The organism is Profundicola chukchiensis (genome assembly GCF_029664245.1).
Classification (GTDB): Bacteria; Bacteroidota; Bacteroidia; order Flavobacteriales; family Weeksellaceae; genus Profundicola; species Profundicola chukchiensis.
The window spans coordinates 305,357-325,617 of sequence record NZ_JANAIE010000001.1 but is presented as its reverse complement, the minus strand read 5'-3'; the positions used below and the strand labels follow the sequence as shown (position 1 = coordinate 325,617).

At 35.2% G+C, this 20,261-nt stretch carries 18 protein-coding genes and 1 tRNA gene; 15 read left to right on the top strand and 4 right to left on the bottom strand.

Going from position 1 to position 20,261, the window contains the following annotated elements:
• Nucleotides 1–27 precede the first annotated feature (27 nt).
• The 4 genes from NLM59_RS01315 to NLM59_RS01300 form a co-directional block, all read right to left on the bottom strand.
• Nucleotides 28–101 (bottom strand) — tRNA-Ala (locus NLM59_RS01315).
• Between the two features lie 24 nt (nucleotides 102–125).
• Nucleotides 126–1,406, bottom strand: a complete 1,281-nt coding sequence (gene hemL, locus NLM59_RS01310) for a glutamate-1-semialdehyde 2,1-aminomutase (RefSeq protein ID WP_304415933.1) — start codon at nucleotides 1,404–1,406, stop codon at nucleotides 126–128.
• Nucleotides 1,406–2,434: a glucosaminidase domain-containing protein gene (locus tag NLM59_RS01305; protein ID WP_304415932.1), complete on the bottom strand. Its 1,029-nt coding sequence runs from the start codon at nucleotides 2,432–2,434 to the stop codon at nucleotides 1,406–1,408. The genes hemL and NLM59_RS01305 overlap by 1 nt, the downstream gene beginning before the upstream one ends.
• A gap of 14 nt (nucleotides 2,435–2,448) precedes the next feature.
• Entirely contained in the window at nucleotides 2,449–3,342 is an 894-nt protein-coding gene (locus tag NLM59_RS01300) for a 1-aminocyclopropane-1-carboxylate deaminase/D-cysteine desulfhydrase (protein ID WP_304415931.1), read from the bottom strand.
• 86 nt (nucleotides 3,343–3,428) lie between these two features.
• Between NLM59_RS01300 and purH the strand changes: the two genes are divergently transcribed.
• The 15 genes from purH to NLM59_RS01225 all read left to right on the top strand — a co-directional run bounded on the left by purH (nucleotide 3,429) and on the right by NLM59_RS01225 (nucleotide 19,987).
• Nucleotides 3,429–4,940, top strand: a complete 1,512-nt coding sequence (gene purH, locus NLM59_RS01295) for a bifunctional phosphoribosylaminoimidazolecarboxamide formyltransferase/IMP cyclohydrolase (protein ID WP_304415930.1) — start codon at nucleotides 3,429–3,431, stop codon at nucleotides 4,938–4,940.
• A 154-nt stretch (nucleotides 4,941–5,094) separates the two neighbouring features.
• A complete protein-coding gene (gene purD / locus NLM59_RS01290) occupies nucleotides 5,095–6,333 on the top strand; it encodes a phosphoribosylamine--glycine ligase (RefSeq protein ID WP_304415929.1) in 1,239 nt (412 codons plus the stop codon).
• Between the two features lie 33 nt (nucleotides 6,334–6,366).
• The gene (mtgA, locus tag NLM59_RS01285) at nucleotides 6,367–7,062 is read left to right on the top strand and encodes a monofunctional biosynthetic peptidoglycan transglycosylase (RefSeq protein WP_304415928.1); all 696 of its coding nucleotides are present in this window, start codon (nucleotides 6,367–6,369) and stop codon (nucleotides 7,060–7,062) included.
• A gap of 38 nt (nucleotides 7,063–7,100) precedes the next feature.
• Nucleotides 7,101–7,892 carry a hypothetical protein gene (locus NLM59_RS01280; RefSeq protein WP_304415927.1) on the top strand — a complete coding sequence of 264 codons (792 nt, stop codon included), beginning with the start codon at nucleotides 7,101–7,103 and terminating at the stop codon, nucleotides 7,890–7,892.
• Between the two features lie 2 nt (nucleotides 7,893–7,894).
• Nucleotides 7,895–8,569: a uroporphyrinogen-III synthase gene (locus NLM59_RS01275; protein ID WP_304415926.1), complete on the top strand. Its 675-nt coding sequence runs from the start codon at nucleotides 7,895–7,897 to the stop codon at nucleotides 8,567–8,569.
• Nucleotides 8,556–9,581 (top strand): uroporphyrinogen decarboxylase, encoded by a 1,026-nt coding sequence (hemE, locus tag NLM59_RS01270; protein ID WP_304415925.1) that lies wholly within the window; start codon nucleotides 8,556–8,558, stop codon nucleotides 9,579–9,581. The genes NLM59_RS01275 and hemE overlap by 14 nt, the downstream gene beginning before the upstream one ends.
• Nucleotides 9,581–9,964: a hypothetical protein gene (locus NLM59_RS01265; protein ID WP_304415924.1), complete on the top strand. Its 384-nt coding sequence runs from the start codon at nucleotides 9,581–9,583 to the stop codon at nucleotides 9,962–9,964. Before hemE ends, NLM59_RS01265 begins: the two co-directional genes overlap by 1 nt.
• A gap of 187 nt (nucleotides 9,965–10,151) precedes the next feature.
• Complete coding sequence (locus NLM59_RS01260) at nucleotides 10,152–10,907, top strand: hypothetical protein (RefSeq protein WP_304415923.1); 756 nt, start codon at nucleotides 10,152–10,154, stop codon at nucleotides 10,905–10,907.
• A gap of 126 nt (nucleotides 10,908–11,033) precedes the next feature.
• On the top strand, nucleotides 11,034–12,611 hold the full coding sequence (nadB, locus tag NLM59_RS01255) for an L-aspartate oxidase (protein WP_304415922.1): 1,578 nt from the start codon (nucleotides 11,034–11,036) through the stop codon (nucleotides 12,609–12,611).
• Between the two features lie 97 nt (nucleotides 12,612–12,708).
• Nucleotides 12,709–13,566 (top strand): carboxylating nicotinate-nucleotide diphosphorylase, encoded by an 858-nt coding sequence (gene nadC, locus NLM59_RS01250; RefSeq protein ID WP_304416114.1) that lies wholly within the window; start codon nucleotides 12,709–12,711, stop codon nucleotides 13,564–13,566.
• A 103-nt stretch (nucleotides 13,567–13,669) separates the two neighbouring features.
• Nucleotides 13,670–16,336 (top strand): TonB-dependent receptor, encoded by a 2,667-nt coding sequence (locus NLM59_RS01245; RefSeq protein WP_304415921.1) that lies wholly within the window; start codon nucleotides 13,670–13,672, stop codon nucleotides 16,334–16,336.
• A gap of 107 nt (nucleotides 16,337–16,443) precedes the next feature.
• On the top strand, nucleotides 16,444–16,875 hold the full coding sequence (locus NLM59_RS01240; RefSeq protein WP_304415920.1) for a hypothetical protein: 432 nt from the start codon (nucleotides 16,444–16,446) through the stop codon (nucleotides 16,873–16,875).
• Between the two features lie 69 nt (nucleotides 16,876–16,944).
• Nucleotides 16,945–17,421: a DUF6702 family protein gene (locus tag NLM59_RS01235; RefSeq protein WP_304415919.1), complete on the top strand. Its 477-nt coding sequence runs from the start codon at nucleotides 16,945–16,947 to the stop codon at nucleotides 17,419–17,421.
• Nucleotides 17,422–17,523: 102 nt separating this feature from the next.
• Nucleotides 17,524–19,710 carry a M1 family metallopeptidase gene (locus NLM59_RS01230; RefSeq protein WP_304415918.1) on the top strand — a complete coding sequence of 729 codons (2,187 nt, stop codon included), beginning with the start codon at nucleotides 17,524–17,526 and terminating at the stop codon, nucleotides 19,708–19,710.
• Between the two features lie 76 nt (nucleotides 19,711–19,786).
• Nucleotides 19,787–19,987, top strand: a complete 201-nt coding sequence (locus NLM59_RS01225) for a dodecin family protein (RefSeq protein ID WP_304415917.1) — start codon at nucleotides 19,787–19,789, stop codon at nucleotides 19,985–19,987.
• Nucleotides 19,988–20,261: the final 274 nt, after the last annotated feature.

The window sequence follows — 20,261 nt, the reverse complement described above, 5'->3', positions numbered from 1 at the left end:
CAAGTAATTGTACTTGAGGTTTTTAAGTGGAGAATACCGGAATCGAACCGGTGACCTCTTGCATGCCATGCAAGCGCTCTAGCCAGCTGAGCTAATCCCCCAATTAACGGAGTTAATCCGTCAATTTATCCTTTGAAACTATCAATAGCTGATAGTGTTTTGTCAATTTCTTCCGATTGAATGGCTAAACTAATAAACCACGTTTCAAACGAACTTGGTGGTAAATATATGCCATTTTTTAACATGTGATGATAGAATCTATTGAAAGTTGGGTTGTTTGCAGTTTTAGCTGTTTCAAAATCGGTAACCTCTACGTCTGTAAAGAATACGGAGAACATAGATCCAATCACATTGATAGAATGTTCTATACTATTTTTAGTGAAAATATTATGAACGCCTTCTGCGATTTCTAAAGTTGTATTCTCTACTTCTTCAAAACAATTTGGATTTTGTTTCAATAATTGAAGCGTTGTTAAACCAGCACGCATAGCTAATGGATTCCCACTTAAAGTACCTGCTTGATAAACAGGGCCAATCGGAGCTAAATACTCCATGATTTCTCTTCTTCCAGCAAAAGCTCCAACGGGCAAACCACCGCCAATCACTTTCCCGAAAGTTACAATGTCTGCCGTAATTTCAAATAATTCCTGAGCTCCACCCATAGATAATCTGAATCCTGTCATTACTTCATCAAAAATCAGTAATGCTCCATGCGCTGTACATAATTCTCTTAATCCCTCTAAGAATCCTTCTTGTGGAGGAATACATCCCATGTTTCCAGCAACTGGCTCTAAAATTAAAGCTGCAATTTCTCCTGGATTATTTTCGAAAAGACTCTTTACGTTTTCTAAATCATTAAAGTTAGCTAACAAGGTGTCTTTTGCTGTTCCTTGTGTAACGCCTGGAGAGTTAGGTTCGCCGAAGGTTGCTGCACCACTTCCAGCTTGAATCAAAAATGAATCTGAGTGACCGTGATAGCATCCCGCGAACTTGATGATTTTATCTCTTTTGGTAAAACCTCTCGCCAAACGGATTGCACTCATACAAGCCTCAGTTCCTGAGTTTACAAATCTCACCATGTCAATCCCTGGAACGCTTTCTACCACCAATTTGGCGATTTCGCTTTCTAGTTCCGTAGGGGTTCCATAAGAAGTTCCTTTCTCCACTTGAGAGATAATCGCTTCTGTGACTTTAGGATGAGCATGACCCACAATCATAGGTCCCCAAGAGTTGATGTAGTCTATGTAAGAATGCCCATCTGCGTCATACATATAAGCGCCTTTGGCTCTTTCAATAAATATAGGTGTCCCGCCAACGCCTTTAAAAGCTCTTACAGGTGAATTTACACCTCCTGGTAAATATTTCTGTGCATCTTGGAATAAAGCACTACTCCTCTGATATCTCATTATTTTCTTGGTTTTCTTCCACGTAAATATAAAGTTTCTCCAATAGCTGGTTTATAGCTCTCGTCAACTCTATTTCTGCGTAGTAATTGTTTTAATTTGATTCCAGTTTTTTGTGAAATTACATACATGTTTTCACCACTTTGAACCTTGTAATATTTTTTAGCACCTCTATTTCTCTTTTTAGCAAAGAATAAATATTGGTCAGATCTTAAATCTTCAGGTCGGTCTAGTTCGTTGTACTTCATCAACTTATCAACTTCAGTTTCATAAGTTTTAGCAATTTGACTTAATGTCTCACCTTGATTAACAACTATATACTCCTTACCAATTGGATGTCTTTTAACCCTTGCTCTAGGGCTGATTTCACGTTTTGGAACTTCCATTGTTTTGGTTTTTGGCTCAGATACAACTGGTTTTTTCTTTGGTTCTGGAGTCGCTGCTACCATAACCTCTTCTTTATATAAAGGATCTACTAATTTGCGATCAACTGGTCCGTATAGTGAAACTAATTTATCATAAACATCTGTTTTTCTAATTTTATCGAACTCTTGTAAATTTAGGTTTTCAATTTTAGAAATTAAAATATAACCATATCTAGGATTGGTTGCATAACCAGCTTTTTTAAGGCCGTGTGCCCAGCCTTTGTAATCAGTCAATTTAAGGTCGAATAACTTTCTATAGAAAGGTCTTTCTGCTAAGAATTTAGAGTGATCTCTATAACTTTCTTGTACAGAATTATATTTTCTAAAGCATTCTCCAATTGCGTCGTCATCATGAGTGATGGTTTCACCCGTCCATTCTTTTTTACATTTAATTCCAAAGTGATTTTTGGCTTGTTCTGCTAATCGAGATTGTCCGCCCCCTGTTTCTAAGATTCCTTGAGCTAAAGTAATACTAGCTGGAATTTTATAGATTTCCATTTCTTCAACTGCCAAATAAGCGTGTTTTTGAACGTATTCAACTTCTCGATCAGATTGAGCTTGGATTGTTACGCCCAAAATTAACAAGACTAAAAATAGTTTCCTCATGTTTAAATTTAATATCAAATAAATTGTTTGTGCGCTTTATTAAAACCTTCAATCCCTTGAAGTCCACCAGTATGAATTGCTAATATTTTTGAATTCTCCGGAAAATAATCATTTTCAATCAAATCCAAAATGCCATAAAACATCTTGCCGGTATATATAGGTTCTACGGGAATTTGGCTTTCTGCGCTAAAATTGTTCACAAATTTAATCAAAACATCAGTAAATTTAGCGTAACCACCGAAATGATATGCGTTAATAATTTCATAATGCGTATGAGTTGTGTAGGCTTCTATACTTTCTTTTAAGAAGTCAGCTCCCTTTAATGCAGGAAACCCTAAGACTTTTTGATGAGGTTTTGCCGAACGAATTATCCCTGAAATAGTTCCTGCTGTTCCCATAGGCACACAAATAAAATCATATGCAGATGTGCGTTCATCTAAAATTTCTTCACAGCCTTTTACGGCTAATTCATTACTTCCACCTTCTGGTAATATATAGGTATTAGGAAATTGCTCTTGCAGATGATGATAATTTTGGTTTTGTGTTAAATCTCGATATTCAGATCTGCTAATAAATTTTAACTCCATTCCCATGTCTTGAGCATCCTTTAGGGTTGGGTTTAACTCTTTATTCGCTAATTCCTCGCCTCGAATAATACCAATGCTTTTAAATCCAAATGCTTTAGCTGCAGCGGCCGTGGCATGAATGTGATTGGAATATGCTCCACCAAAAGTTAGTAAAGTATCTAAGTTTAACTTTTGAGCTTCAATTAAATTGTATTTTAATTTTCTGAATTTATTTCCTTGAATCAGCGGATGGTTTAAATCCTCTCTTAACACGTCTAATTGCACAGCATAGGGAGTTGAAATAGATTGAATGGGACAAGCTGGAATTATGATATGTTTCATAAATGCTGAAATATTGAAATAAATTAAGATATATATTTCGTAAATTTACGTGCTTTAAAAATAATATTTTAAGCAAACCTCATTTCATGCAAAAAACAGCCCTTCTCAGCGTATCCGACAAAACAGGAATCGCTGAATTCGCAAAGTTTCTTCAAAGCAAAAATTACAGACTTATTTCTACAGGTGGAACATTCAAACATCTTGTTGAAAATGGTGTTGATGTAAAAGAAGTTAATACCGTAACTAATTTCCCAGAAATTCTTGACGGTAGAGTCAAAACACTTCACCCAAATGTTCATGGTGGTATTCTAGCGAGACGTTCGAATGAGAATGACATGAAAACCTTAGAAGAAAAGGGAATCGATACCATAGATATGGTAGTTGTAAACCTTTATCCGTTCTTTGAGAATGCTCAAAAAGAATTAGAATTAAGCGAATTAGCTGAGTTTATTGACATAGGTGGACCAACCATGTTGCGTGCTTCGGCTAAATCATTTTTTGATGTAACTGTAGTTTCTGATCCTGCGGATTATGAATTAGTTAAATCAGAAATGGAAAAAGATGGTGAAACTAGTTTTGAAACAAGAAAAGCTCTAGCTGGAAAAGTATTTAACCTGACTTCAGCTTATGACGCAGCGATTTCTCAAAAACTATTAGAAGATAAATTCCCTCCATATTACACGATTTCTTATAAGAAGAATATGGATCTTCGTTATGGAGAAAATCCTCACCAGAGTGCTGCTTACTACACAGAAACTACCAATTCTGGAGCGCTGAAAGATTTCGAGCAATTGCAAGGAAAAGAAATGTCTTTCAATAATATTAGAGATTTAGACTTAGCTTGGAAAGTAGTTTGTGAATTTGAGCAAACAGCTTGTTGTGCAGTTAAGCACTCAACACCTTGTGGCGTTGCTATCTCTGAAAACTTATTAGATGCATATCAAAAAGCTCACGATTGTGATCCGATTTCAATCTTTGGTGGAATTGTAGCATTTAACAAAAAAGTTGACAAAGCAACAGCAGAAAAATGTAACGAGATTTTCTTAGAAATCGTTGTTGCACCAGAATTTGATGCAGATGCGCTAGAGGTATTTAAGAATAAAAAGAATTTAAGAGTTATTAAAATCAATTCAGATTTAGGTGATCAAATGCACATGGTTCAAGTAGATGGTGGTTTACTTGTTCAGGATGCAGATTTACAAATCTCAGATGATTTAAAAACAGTAACAGATAAAGAACCTACACAAGAACAATTATCTGATTTAGATTTTGCGATGAAGGTAATTAAGCATGTTAAGAGTAACGCGATTGTAGTTGCTAAAGACAAACAAGCTTTAGGAGTAGGAACTGGAGAAACTAACCGTATTTGGGCAGCGCAACAAGCGATTGAGCGTGCTATGGAAAAAGAAACAGAAGGTTTAGTTTTAGCTTCAGATGCGTTCTTCCCATTCAGAGATGTGGTTGATTTTGCTGCCGAAAAAGGAATTACAGCTATCATTCAACCAGGTGGAAGTATGAGAGATCAAGAAAGTATTGATGCAGCCAATGAGCATGGAATTGCTATGGTAACAACAGGAATGCGTCATTTCTTACACTAAAAAACTTATTTTAAATAAATTAGAAACCCCGATGATCTAATAAATCTCGGGGTTTTGTTTGTTTTTAACTCTGCTTCAAAGCATTTTAATATTTAGGTCGAACTGCCTTATTATTTTCTTAAATTTGCACCTATTAATTCCTTAAAATAAATACATGAAAGTACTAATTGTAGGCTCTGGAGGACGTGAACATGCCATTGGATGGAAAATTAAACAAGATAATCCATCTGTTGAACTGTTTTTCTCAATGGGAAATGCTGGAACGGCTGAAATTGGAGAAAATATTGGTATTTCTGATTTAGAGGAATTAAAGGACTTTGCTAAAAACAACAAAATCGACCTTACGATTGTTGGCCCAGAAATGGAATTAGTAGACGGTATCGTTGATATTTTTGAAGCTGAAGGTTTAAAGATATTTGGTCCTAATCAGAAAGCGGCAGAGCTAGAAGGAAGTAAAGTTTTTGCTAAAGATTTTATGGAAAAGCATGGTGTTAAAACTGCTTTTGCTAAATCTTTTAGGCATTTTGTTGACGCGAGAGATTACTTAAATACCATTGAGGAATTTCCTGTTGTAATTAAAGCGAGCGGATTAGCTGCTGGTAAAGGTGTTGTGATTGTTCAGAATAATGACGAGGCTCAAGAGGTGATTCGTGATATGATGAACGATAAAACTTTTGGTGATGCAGGGACTCAAGTAGTGATTGAACAATTTTTAGAAGGATTTGAATGTTCGATTCTATCCATTTATAACGGAAAAGAAATCGTTCCATTTATTTCGGCAAAAGACCATAAGAAAATTGGTGAGGGAGAAACTGGCTTAAACACAGGTGGAATGGGAGTTGTTGCTCCAAACCCATTGTTTACAGATGCTCACTTTGAAGCCTTTAAAAAAGATATTCTAGAACCAACTCAAAAAGGTTTAGCTGCAGAAGGACTAGACTTTGCTGGAGTTATTTTCTTTGGTTTAATGGTGAATGAAAGCGGAGTTTATTTATTGGAATATAATGTTCGTTTTGGGGATCCAGAAACAGAAGCTGTTTTACCGTTAATGAACAGTGATTTATTAGAGATTATTGAAAAAGCAGTAAACGGTGAATCTTTTGAAGTAAGTTGGAAAAATCAACATACTTGTTGTGTGGTTTTAGCGAGTGGTGGATATCCATTAAACTACGATAAAGGCTTTGAGATTAAAGGTCTTGATAGGGTAAATGTTCCATTGTTTATTGCAGGAGCTCAAAAAACAGAAGATGCCATCGTGACTTCGGGTGGGCGTGTATTAAATGTGGTTGGAATAGGAGATAGCTTAGAGCAAGCGCGCAAGAGTGCTTATGATAATATCGCTAAAATTAACTTCGATTACGCTTACTTTAGAGAAGATATCGGTAAAGTATAAGTAGTTTCGAATAAATTATAGCAGACGCATTGAATGGGTAGTCTTTTTAGAAAAATATTTAGGTTAATTTCTTTCCTATTGGTATTTCCATGGCTTTATGGAATTGCATTAAATTATATCAATCCACCGATTACGATTACTCAAATTAGTAGTGCTATCGATGGTTATGGATTAAACAGAGATTATATTGCTGGTGATGAAATTCCAACTTACGCCAAATGGGCTTTAGTAGGGGCAGAGGATCAGAAATTTGCTGTACACAGTGGGTTTGATTTCGAAGGAATTCAAAAAGCTTTAGAAAAAAATCTAGAAAATAAAGACAGTCAGAAACTACGCGGAGGAAGCACCATTTCTCAACAAGTAGCAAAAAATGTCTTCTTATGGCAAAAAAGAAGTTGGCTTAGAAAAGGCTTAGAAGCTTATTGTACCTTTGCTTTAGAAAAAACATTAAGTAAAAATAGAATTCTAGAAATTTACCTGAATATCTCCGAAATGGGAAGAGGAACTTTTGGGATTGAGGCGGCAGCACAATATTATTACAAAAAATCAGCTAAGGATTTGAGTAAACAAGAGATTTCTCATATCGTGGCAGCTTTACCAAGTCCTAAAAAGTATAATGTAAATCCGCCAAGTGGATATATCTCTAGGAGAGGAACTTGGATTCAGCGTCAGGTTAGAAACTTAAAAGGAGATCTAGCCCTTAGCGAAATTATAGAGCCAAAGGAATAATTATAGCTTAGTATTATTAAAAATTAAAAAGGAAATCGATGAAAAATTTATGCTTAATCTTATTCACTTTAGTTTTCGTGCTTTCCTGTAAAAACGATGCTAACTCTTTTGGTGATCACGTTGATTATGCTATTCAATCTACCGAAAAAGGTAAGATTTTATTGAGATTTAAACCTGAAATCGGAAGTAAAACATCGACCATGATGAGGTTTGAAATCAATCCAGAAGGTATTTTGCCCAATTTAGATTCGGAGCTTATTGCTGATTTTAATATGCGTGTGGCTTCTGTCGAGGACTCTGTAAATATTTGTCATGTCGACTTCCAGAGATTTAGGATGACGACTAATATCATGGGGGCTAAAGTGAAATATGATTCACAGAGTGATGAGAATTCTTTACCCGCAACGCTTACCTCAGAACTTGAAAAGTTTTTAGGCAAAAAAGCCATCATGCAGGTAGATACTTTAGCTCAAGTGAGATCTGTTAAAATCGACGAAGAAGAAAAGGTAGAAAATAATACCAATTTCGAAATGGATGGTCAATTTATATCATTTCCAGTAGAGGCCATGGGTGTAGGAGATAGTTGGGTAGTGAACAAAAAAGTCTCGAGTATTGGCGATGTTGGAATTAAATATACGGTCGATAAAATATCTGATGAAGAGGTGGTGATTCAAGTTGATTCTGGCGAAAATCAAAACGATGCTAGATTGATCAAAGGACAATATTTGATGGATCGCAAGAGTGGATTTATTAAAAGAGGTGATTTGAATGTTAAAGATAGTGCTAAGAAATTGACAATTAATTTAAGTCTAGAATCCACAATAGAGTAAGCATGAAACGGATTTTATTTACTAAAGAATTTCCGGTGGATGAATTGAAAACTGCCTTAGGTGATGGTTTTCAAGTCGAAAGTCATGATTTTATTCAAACGGAGGAAAATGATTGGGCCGAAATAGAGCAGCATATTGATACAACAAGCACGAATTTTATAGTCAGTAGTGTTAGATCAGCTCGTTTGATTAAAGATTTGCCAAGTTCTTCTCAGTTTTATATTGTAGGTGAAAAGTCTAAAGAAATTTTAGAAAAAGCTGGCTATCATGTTGCGCATTGTGCTTTGTATGCGGTTGAACTAGTCGATTTTATTAAAAATAATTTTAAAGAAAAGACTGTTTTTAATTTTTTATGTAGCCAAATTCGACGGGATACCATCCCAGAATCTTTAAAAGCTTTAGGCCATGAAGTCAATGAAATTGTTGCTTATCACACGACCTATAAAAACATTGAAATAGAAGATGATTTTGACGCCTATGTCTTCTACAGTCCGTCGGGGGTAAATTCTTTTGTAGAACAATATGGGATTGCCGAAAAAGGGCGTATTTTTGCCATTGGTAAAACAACTGCCGATGCTGTAGAAGAAAGCATGGGTAGAAAAGCTGAATTTCCGGATAGACCGGACAATGATTCGCTTATACAATTTATAAAAACAAGATTGAATGCCGAAAAATGATTTATTGCTAAGAGCTTTACGTGGAGAAGAAGTAAGTCGTCCGCCAGTTTGGATGATGAGACAAGCAGGTCGTTACTTACCTGAATTCATGGAGTTAAAGGATAAATATGACTTTTTCACTCGTTGTCAAACACCAGATATGGCTGCTGAAATCACGATGCAACCTGTTCGTAGATTTCCTATCGACGCCGCGATTATTTTCTCCGATATTTTGGTGATTCCACAAGCTATGGGCTTGCCTTTTGAAATGAGACCTGGTGTTGGACCATGGTTAGATAATCCTGTGCGTTCTGCTGCAGATGTGGCTAAACTTCGTACGGGTGATGTAAATGATGAGTTGAAATATGTTTTCGATGCATTAAAAATCACCAAGGAAGCCTTAAACGACGAAATTCCATTGATTGGTTTCGCTGGTTCACCTTGGACAATTTTCTGTTATGCCGTGCAAGGACAAGGTTCTAAGAATTTTGACAAAGCAAAAGCATTTGCGTACACAGAGACGAAAGCTGCGCATGAATTATTGCAGAAAATTACAGATTCTACTATAATTTACTTAAAAGAGAAAATAAACTCTGGAGCAGATGTAATTCAAATTTTTGATTCTTGGGGTGGTATGCTATCGCCAAAGGATTATCAAGAATTTTCTTATCCCTACATAACTCAAATCGTGGATGCTTTATACGAACAAGTTCCGGTAGTAGTTTTTGCTAAAGGATGTTGGTATGCATTAGATGAAATGAGCCAGTCAAATGCCTCGGCGTTGGGTGTGGATTGGACGATTAAGCCTTCTGTAGCACGCGAAATGACCAAAAATAGAATTACGCTTCAAGGTAACTTCGATCCGTCGCGCTTACTTTCTCCACCAGAAACGATTCAGAAAATGGTGAAAGAAATGATCGATGAGTTTGGAACGACCAAATACATTGCGAATTTAGGGCATGGAATTCTACCAAATATTCCGGTTGAAAATGCAAGAGCCTTTATAGAAGCCGTAGTTAACTATAAGAAATAATGCAAAATTTAGTAATTGACAATAAGAAGAAAGAGATTCGTTTTCAGGATCAGAACAAGAATTTGGTGAATTTAATTCGCTTTGTTTTTGGATTAAATGTCTTGAATGCGGCAGTTTTCTTCTTATTGTTCAATTATCAAGATGATATTCTGAAATGGGTTTGGTTGGTGTTTGCTTTATTAAATGTCTTTTTACTCTATTTCAGTTTTACAAAACTATCTAAGCAAACGACGTTAAGCTTCTCAGAAATTGATTCTGTTGAAATTAAGTCCGTAGTTGGATTGGTTTTTAAATTAAAAAATGGGAAATATAGAAAGGTATTTATCAATCGAGATGCGCCGATTGTTGAAAAGTTGATGAAGTCTTTTGGCAATAAGATGTAGAAGAATAGTGGGTTTAAAATCCTATGTTTTCTCTATTAAACTAATATTGTTAATAAGTTTTCTTGTTTTATTTCAAAATAATTTGGTTTTAGATTTTTGATTTCATATTAACAATTTAAAATTGACATTTATGATGGTCAAGAATATTAAAAGATTTTTAAATTTAAAAACCAGAAACATTTTTTTTATGTTTCTGGTTTTATTTTTGTTTAAGCTTCAAGCGCAAACAGAACAATCAAATCTATTCGACGATTATTGGAAAATCGGTTTAAGCTTCAATAGAGATTTACGTTTTGTGAACAACGAAAATAACTCTGTAGATTATAAAATAGAAAATATAAAATCCATTGATTTAGGACTTGTATGGAATTATCATCAATGGCAGAATCATAATTTAAAATTACAATTACGTTATTCCTTATTTCCTTACTATTTTAAGGATTCCTATGAAATTAAAGAAGAAGATGCCTATCTAGGATTTGCTAAACATACTGAGTTATTTACTCTTTATAATGAATTCAAAATAGCGCCAACTTACGAATATATGCTACCGCTAAAAAATAATTATTTAGTTATAGGTGTTGGCCCACAAGTTTCTTATATGTTAACTACCGGTAGAATTAATTATGGTTTGACTGCATTATCAACCAATCTACCTGATCAACAGGATGTAATTGGTGTAGAATACGAAACAAATATTAACAATGAATTCCTTTACGGTGTCATTGGAAATGTTGGTTTTATAGTTCCCACCAAAATAGGTGTGTTTAATTTGAATGTTCATGGTCATCTTGGGTTCAATAAGTATTTTGAGACAGAAGTAAATACCTATAATTTAATAGTCTCTCCAGACACAAGCTCATCTCACGATATGAACAATCACTATATAGGTCTAGGGTTAAATTATTATCCTAAGCGAAAATCTAAGAAAATAATCGATTAGAATTTGCTGTGCGAAGTTGAAATCACGATCAAAACAATTGTTTTGTAATCTTAATTAATGGTAATAAATTTGACGCCTAAATGGAATGAGAGTACATTCCATTTCTATCTATAATTTATTTAACACATGCTAGCAACAGACGTCCTCGTCATTGGGTCTGGAATTTCCGGTTTATCTTATGCTTTAAAAGTCGCGCAGAGAAATCCTGATGCAAAAATAACCATTGTTACCAAGGCAGACGAAGACGAGTCCAATACTAAATACGCACAAGGCGGCGTCGCTGTTGTCACCGACTTTGATAACGATAGTTTCAATAAACATATAGAAGACACCATGATGGCGGGTGATTACCTAAATGATCGCGAAGTTGTTGAAATGGTAGTCAAAGAAGGTCCAAAAAGATTCAAGGAAATTATTGATTGGGGCGCACAATTCGATGTGAACGAAATCGGTACTTTCGATTTAGGCAAAGAAGGTGGCCATTCAGAAAATAGGGTGGTTCATCACAAAGATATTACAGGTTTTGAGATTGAAAGAGCTTTATTAGCTGCGATTGATAAATTAGAAAATACAACACTTCTGGCGCATCATCATGTGATTGATCTTATTACAGAACATCACGTTAAGGCTTCTGAATTTAATCAGGAAAACATTCAGTGTTATGGCGCTTATGTTTTGGATATTTATGCCAAGAAAATCTTGAAATATACAGCAAAAATAACCTTAATGGCGACGGGTGGCGTGGGACAAGTTTATGAAAACACCACCAATCCAGTCATTGCTACAGGTGACGGCATTGGTTTAGCATATAGAGCTAAAGCAGAAATTAGAAATATGGCATTTATTCAATTTCATCCAACGGCTTTATATAGTAATAGAAGTGGTAGACTCTTCTTAATTTCAGAAGCGGTTAGAGGTTTTGGTGCAAAATTGCGCACCATGAAAGATGAGCCATTTATGCAGGATTATGATGAAAGAGAAGAATTAGCCTCAAGAGATATTGTGGCACGCGCCATAGATGATGTCATGAAAAAAACCGGCGCCGAATACGTTGGCTTGGATTGTCGTCATTTAGATAGAGAAAAATTCTTGGCTCACTTCCCAAATATTTACGAGAAATGTCTTTCAGAAGGAATTGATTTATTTAATCAGCTCATTCCAGTGGTTCCAGCTCAACATTATTTATGTGGAGGGATTAATGTAGATAAAGACGGTCAGACCAGCATCAAAAATCTTTTTGCAGTTGGTGAATGCACCAATACAGGATTGCATGGAGCAAATAGATTAGCCTCGAATTCCTTGCTTGAAGCATTAGTTTATGGGCATAATGCTGCCGTTAAAACTGCTGAGCTTTTAGAAAAGGATGATTTTAATTATGATTATTTATCTAATGTTCCTGAGTGGGATGATGAAGGTATGCGCATGATGGACGAAATGGTTGTGATTACTTATTTGCGAAAAGATTTGCAGTCATTGATGAGTGATCTTGTAGGAATTGTTCGAAGCCATGAAAGATTGAAGTTAGCCGCTATGCAAGCAGATAAAATATTTAAATCTGTAAATGAACTTTATCAATTCTCGATATTGTCGCCACAGCTTTCTGAATTAAGAAATTTAGTGAGTGTAGCGCATTTAATTATTAGCCAAAGTATCCAACAAAAGGAGAATCGTGGGGCCTTTTTTAACAAAGATTTAGAGGTATAATTTGAATATTGTTTAAATTTGCAGTAGATTTAAACATAATTTTAACATTTAGATAAAATTTCTACTTTAGAATTCACAATTTTAGAAGATGAATAAAATCGAAAGGCCATCCTATATCACCGATGAAAAATTAATAAGTTTCATCCATCAAGCATTTAGAGAAGATGTGGGTGATGGTGACCATTCAACTTTAGCAAGTATTCCTTATGAGGCTCAGAATAGAGCAAGATTATTAGTAAAAGAAGACGGTATTTTAGCGGGTGTAGAACTGGCGGAAATCGTCTTTTCTTATTTAGATCCAGATCTAAAATTTAATTCGCTGATGTCTGATGGGGATGAGATGAAAGTTGGAGATATAGCTTTTACAGTTGAAGGTTCGGCTCAATCTATTTTAACAGCAGAGCGTTTGGTATTAAATATAATGCAGCGCATGTCTGGAATCGCAACTTTAGCCAACTCAATGGCGAGGGAGGTTGCTGGAACTCATACTAAAGTTTTGGACACTCGTAAAACTACACCTAATTTCAGAATGATTGAAAAGTGGGCTGTAGTGATTGGTGGTGCACACAATCATAGATTTGGATTGTATGATATGATTATGCTGAAAGACAATCATATAGATTATGCGGGCGGGATCGAAAAGGCTGTTCAAAAAACAAGAGCCTATTTAAAGGAGAATAATCTAGATTTAAAGATAGAGGTAGAAACCCGTAACCTAGAGGAGGTCCAACAAGCATTGGATGCTCAGGTAGATAGGATTATGATTGATAACTTCTCTATAGAAGAAACCAAGAAAGCAGTAGATATGATTGGTGATCTTGCAGAAACAGAGGCATCTGGCGGGATTACATTAGAAACTTTAAAAGAAGTTGCTGAAACTGGCGTAGATTTTATTTCGTCTGGAGCCATAATTCATTCAGCAAAAAATATAGATCTTAGTTTAAAGGCATTCTAAATGATGCATTTTTATATAATTCACAATAATTAACATTAAGGTAACATTCAATTTATCAATTCAACTCAATTTTGCAACGAAATCTAAAAAACAAATAAACACAATGAGGTTAAATGTATCCAAAGGTCTTTTATCAGGACTTTTAATGGTTGTTTTTACATCCTTTGCGTTCTCGCAGGCTGTAATTACCGGTAATGTGGTAGATGGAGATAGCTTTCCTATCTCTGGCGCACAAGTAAATGTGTTAGGCACAGCTAGTTCTGTAAATACACAAACTGATGGTTCTTTTAGTATAACCACAGAAGCAGGTGAAGGAATCTTAGAGATTCTTGATATTTCAAATGGTTCTCAACAAGTTTCATTTACGGGAGTAGACGGAGAGACATTAAATTTAGGTACAATCGCTTTATCTGGAGAAGGAGTTTCTTTAGGTAGCATGGTTGTAGTAGGTAAAGGAGTTATCGACTTAGAGGAAGATAGAAAAACTCCTGTAGCTGTATCAACAGTTTTCAGAGAAGAAATCTTAGACAAAGCTCAAGGTAACGTAGAGTTTCCAGAGATTCTAGAAAACACTCCAAACGTATACGTTTCTAACCAAGCAGGTGGTTTTGGTGATTCACAAATGTATTTACGTGGATTTGACCAAACTAACACAGCATTCTTATTAAACGGTCAGCCAATCAACGGAATGGAAGACGGTAGAATGTACTGGTCTAACTGGTCAGGAATTACTGATATTGCAAACGCAGTACAGGTACAGAGAGGTTTAGGTTCTTCTAAATTAGCTATTTCTTCTGTGGGTGGTACGGTAAATATCGTAACTAAAGCTACAGATAAGAAACAAGGTGGATATGTTCAAGGTTTAGTTGGTAACGATTCTTATTTCAAAGGATCTGTTGGATACAACACTGGTTTAGTAGACAAATGGGCATTCTCTATCGCTTTAAGCCACTGGCAAGCACACAGAAAATATGCTAAAGGTACTTATGGTAACGGACAAAGTTATTTTATGTCAGTTGGATTTAAACCAAATGATACACATAACTTCAACTTCTTAGTTACTGGTGCTCCACAATTACACGGTCAGAACTTCTCTAAGAATATGACAGGTGCAAGAAGTTATGAGACTTACGGTACTAAATGGAACTCAAACTTTGGTTTCTTAAATGGTGAGCAGTTCTCTTGGAGACAAAACTACTACCACAAACCAATCTTAAACTTAAACTGGGATTTTGATATTTCAGATAAATCATACTTATCAACTGTATTATATGCTTCATTCGGTAGAGGTGGTGGAACAGGACCTGCAGGTAACTCTTCAAGACCATATGGTTCTTACGCTCCAATCGATTACTTTAGAGATGGTGCAGATCAATACTATACAGAATCAGGTGATTTCAACTTCGATTTATTACAACAAAACAATATCAACAACGTAGAAAACGGTGCGGGTAGTTTTGGAAATGGTATCATTAGACGTTCATCAGTTAACAACCACAACTGGTATGGTTTAGTATCTAACTTCAACCATGATTTCTCTGATGAGTTATCATTAAACGTTGGATTCGACGGTAGAATGTACAAAGGAACTCACTTCCAACAATTAAACGATTTATTAGGTTTAACTTCTTGGAATGATGACTTCAGAAGAGATGAGTCTTTAGGTGGAAATGTTGTTAGTGCAACATACGAAGCAAACCCTTGGGCAGCTTTATTTAACTATGCAGATGAGGATGAGAGAATTTCTTATGACTATTCAGAGAAAATCAACTACATCGGTGGATTTGGTCAGTTAGAGTATGCAACTGAAAGATTCTCAACTTTCTTCCAAGGTGCGGTTTCTACACAAAGCTACCAAAGAGAAGGTCGTTGGGCTGATTTAGGTGAGTCTGATAAAGTAAACAAAGTAGGATATAACGTAAAAGGTGGTGCTTCTGTTAGCATCAACGGTGAGAATAAATTATTCGCTAACGCTGGATACTACTCTCGTCAACCATTCTTAGATAATATCTTCGATAACGTAAGATACAGCAGTACTTTAGTTGATCCAGAGGTAGACAATGAGTTAATTACAGGATTTGAGGCTGGTTACCAATACCAAACTAATAAATTGAAAGTTAACTTAAACGCTTACTACTCTAAGTGGGATAACAGATTCTTCCAAGCAGGAGGACAAGAGTATACTGCATCAAACGGTAACTTATATTCAAGAGTACAATTCTTATATACAGAAGTAGGTCAGTTACACAAAGGTTTAGAATTAGACTTCGACGCTAAAGTTAACAGAAACTTCAATGTTAGAGGTTATGTTACTTATGGTGACTGGAACTACGATGGAACAACTCCATTCAAAGTTAGAGAAGAAGACCAAAACCAAACTGTTGATAGTGGAGAAGTTGATTTGACTGGTGTTAAAGTTGGTGAAGCTCCACAAGTAACTGCTGGTTTCGGAACTAAATGGAATATTACAAGAAACTTTTCTTGGGATGCTGACTTAAATATCTACGGTAAATTCTTCGGATTTGTTGATGTAGAAGATTTAGTTGAGGCAGTTAGAAAAGGTGAAGAATACCAAGTAGAAAAAATTGACGACTATGCTTTGATAAACACAGGTTTAACTTACAAGTTTAAATTTGGAAACCAGGATATCAAATTGAGAGGTAATGTGAGAAACTTATTCAACCACAACTACATTTCTCAACAAGATAGCTACGGATACTACTTCGGTAACGGAAGAACATGGAACGCTTCAGTTACATACAACTTCTAATATTCGAATTAGAGTCTTATTAAATATTAAACGCGGGCAAATTGCCCGCGTTTTTTTTGCATTAATTTTAAAAGACTATATTTGTTTGAACATAAATAAACAAGATAATGACAGAAGTTTACAATTTTTTACTACAGTTCCACAGTGGATGGGCTTATTTGGTTTTGATTTTAACCATCATCACGCTATTAGCAGCAGTGTACCACTTTGCGACTAAAAAACCACTACATAGAAACATTAGAAAAGTATTCTTTTATACTGTTTTATCTTTCCATATTCAGTTTTTAATTGGTTTAGTAATGTATATCCTATCGCCAAAAATCCAAGCTATTTGGGAAAGCGGTGAAGCTATGTCAAATAAAGCAAGTCGTTTATTGGCAGTAGAGCACCCAGCGATGATGTTTACTGCGGTAATTTTAATCACTATTGCCAATGCTAAACTTAAAAAGAGTGAAACCGTTGCTGTTTCTCCTTTAATCTTTTTAATCTTAGCTTTAGTTTGCTTCTACATGATTCCTTGGACTCAGTGGATGGCTTAATATGTTAAATGTCAATGTCTTTTTGAATTTGGCATTGCGTTTGAATTTAACCTTAACAAGCTAAAAAAGATGAGAAATTTAAAATACATATTAACTTTTGCCGTTGGTATGGTATTATTTGCCTTTACAATTATGCACGACTACCATACATCAACCACAAAAGTAGAATTAAACACAGGAAGTGCTGCATTGCAGTTTACCTCTAAATTTGTAACAGAAGATCTAGAAAAAGCTGTTGGCGTTTCTGCCGATAACTTCGAAGCCTTCGATGCTGCTACAGAAAAGTATTTAAGACAAAATTTTGTTGTAAGCATTAATGGAGCGCCTAAGACATTTAATTATGCTAAAGCTCAAATTTCACCTAAGGCAACAAGATTGTATTTCGAAATACCTAATGTTAAAGGAGTAACTAGTATTGAGATTAAAAACTCTATGTTAGTAAATGAATTCCCAGAACAACAGAATTTCATCACATTTAATATTGATGGTAAACGAGATTCTTTTGTAACTAAAAAAGGAGCAGAGAAAGGTAAAATTACATTATAACATACTTTGGATACTTAATCAATTCGATTAAATTAATTCAAACCTAAGATAGAAGCACCAATTATTGGTGCTTTTTTTTATATTTAGAAAAATTTATTTGATATGAATAGAATATGGTGTTTGATTCTAAGCTTTTTGATGCTATCGGTTTATGCACAAGAAGATAAAAACAAGGGTCATTACGATGAATCTCCATTCAAGCAGCTAAAAGAAGAACTGCCTACGCCAAACATGTTTAGAACAGCTTCTGGAGCTCCTGGACCAGCTTATTACCAACAACAAGCTGATTATAAAATGAGCATTCGATTGGATGAGGAAAAGGATGTAATTTATGGAGATGAAACCATTACCTACACCAATAACTCGCCAGATATGCTGGAGTATCTTTGGGTTCAATTAGATCAAAATATGCGTGCTGCTGATTCTCCAACCAAGATGTTATACGAGAGTAAAGCAGATACGCGACCAATGACCATAGAAACCTATTCTAAAAGATACCGTGAAGGTGCCTTTGATGGTGGGTTTAAATTAGAACTACTTCAAGATGCTAATGGAAAGGATATGCAATTCATCATTAATCAAACCATGATGCGTATTGACCTTGAAAAACCCTTAGCTCCAACTGAGAAAATTAGCTTCAGAATTAAATGGAACTATAATATCAATAACTATAGAAAAGAAGGTGAGGGCGGAAGATCTGGCTTTGAGTTAATGGAAGATGGTAATAAAATTTATGTGATTGCTCAATTCTTCCCACGAATGGCGGTATATAACGATGTAGAAGGTTGGCAGAACATGCAATTCTGGGGTAGATCAGAGTTTGCACTTCCATTTGGTACTTATGATGTAAGTATCACCGTACCGGACGATCATGTTTTGAACGCTACTGGTAAACTAATGAATGAGAAAGAAGTACTTAGTAACCAACAGTATCAACGTATGCAACAGGCTTGGAAATCATATGATAAACCTGTTATGATTGTAAATGAAGCCGAGGCAACAAAAGCTGAAAAGTCAAGGTCGAAAAAAATGAAGACTTGGAAGTTCTTTGCAGATAATGTTCGTGATTTTGCATTTAGCTCATCTCGAAAATTTATTTGGGATGCTATGGCAGTTAAATTAAATGATAAAGATGTAATTGCGATGTCTTTATATCCAAGAGAGGCTAATCCACTTTGGGAAGAATATTCAACGCGCACCGTGGCACATACATTAAAAGAATATTCTAACTTAACTTTTGACTATCCCTATCATAAAGCAATTTCTGTTTCAGCGGAAGATCAAGGAATGGAGTACCCAATGATTTGCTGGAACTTTGGAAGACCAACAAAGGATGGCTATGTTTCTGATAGAACAAAATACGGAATGATTGCGGTGATTATTCATGAAATTGGACATAACTTTTTCCCAATGATCGTTAACTCCGATGAAAGACAATGGACATGGATGGATGAAGGCCTGAATACATTTTTACAATACACTACGGAGCAAAACTTTAAAAAATCATTTCCAAATGAAGTATTTCCAGAAGGATTTGATAGTTTCCCATCTAGAAGAGGTGCGCCTAAAGACATCGTAGAGTATATGTCTATGCCTCAAAAAGTATTAGAACCTATTATGACTCAAGGTGATCACGTTCATAATTTTGGAGCAAATGCTTATGGTAAGCCAGGAACGGCGCTTGTAGTTCTTAGAAATACGGTTATGGGCAAAAAACTGTTTGATCATGCTTTTAGAACTTATGCAAACAGATGGAAGTTTAAACACCCTACACCAGCAGATTTCTTTAGAACGATGGAAGACGCATCAGCCATGGACTTAGATTGGTTTTGGAGAGGATGGTTTTATACCACCTGGTACGTAGATATGGGGATTGAGAAGGTAACACCTTACTATTTGCAAAAAACTCAAGTAAACGGCGAAAATAGGCTTCAATTTGTTGAAAAATCAAACGAGATAGATCCTGCCGAATTTAAAAAGATGAAAGAGTTAAAGCAATTGGATTCTAAAATGGACCCGAAAGTGAGAAAAGACCTTAAAAATCCTACTTACTTCTATGAAGTGGTTTATAATAGACCAGGTAAATTAATTATGCCATTATTGGTGACTTTTGAGTTTGAAGATGGAACCGTAAAAGAAGTTCGATATCCGTATATGATGTGGAGGTTAAACGATGAAACCTTTACTAAGTTTTATGGATTTGATAAGCCCGTAAAGAAAATAACCATCGATGCAAAACAGGAGACTGCGGATATAGATATCTCTAATAATGTTTGGACTGTTATGTAAGTGTTAAAGCATTGAATTTAATATGATTAAGATATAAGTTTTTGTATATTTAGGTTTAACCTTAAAAACAATTATTATGTCAGTATTAAAAGTAGTAGAAATTTTATCGAATTCAACCCAATCATGGGAAGACGCAACCAAAAAAGGGGTAGAGAAAGCATCTGAAACTATTAAAGGAATTAAATCTGCTTACGTTAAAGAGTTTTCTACCGTTGTAAAGGATGGAACTGTTACTGAATACAGAGTCAACTTAAAGATTACTTTTGAAGTGAAATAATTTCTAACTTAAATTATATAAAAACCGTTTTGTATTTAATACAAAACGGTTTTTTTGATTTCCGGTTATCTGTTCGCAGTTCACGGATTGTTCATTCCTTATACATACCGAATTCATTAACAATTTAAAAATCTTTAATAATGCCTTTAAAGAAGAAAAAGGTATTCCACTAAGTTATTTCATAATTAGCCTTTGTTAAAGAGGATATTTTAGATTGCTTAATAGTAGTTTAAAATGGTTTAATGGTTGTTTAAAATTGTTTAACGTAACAACT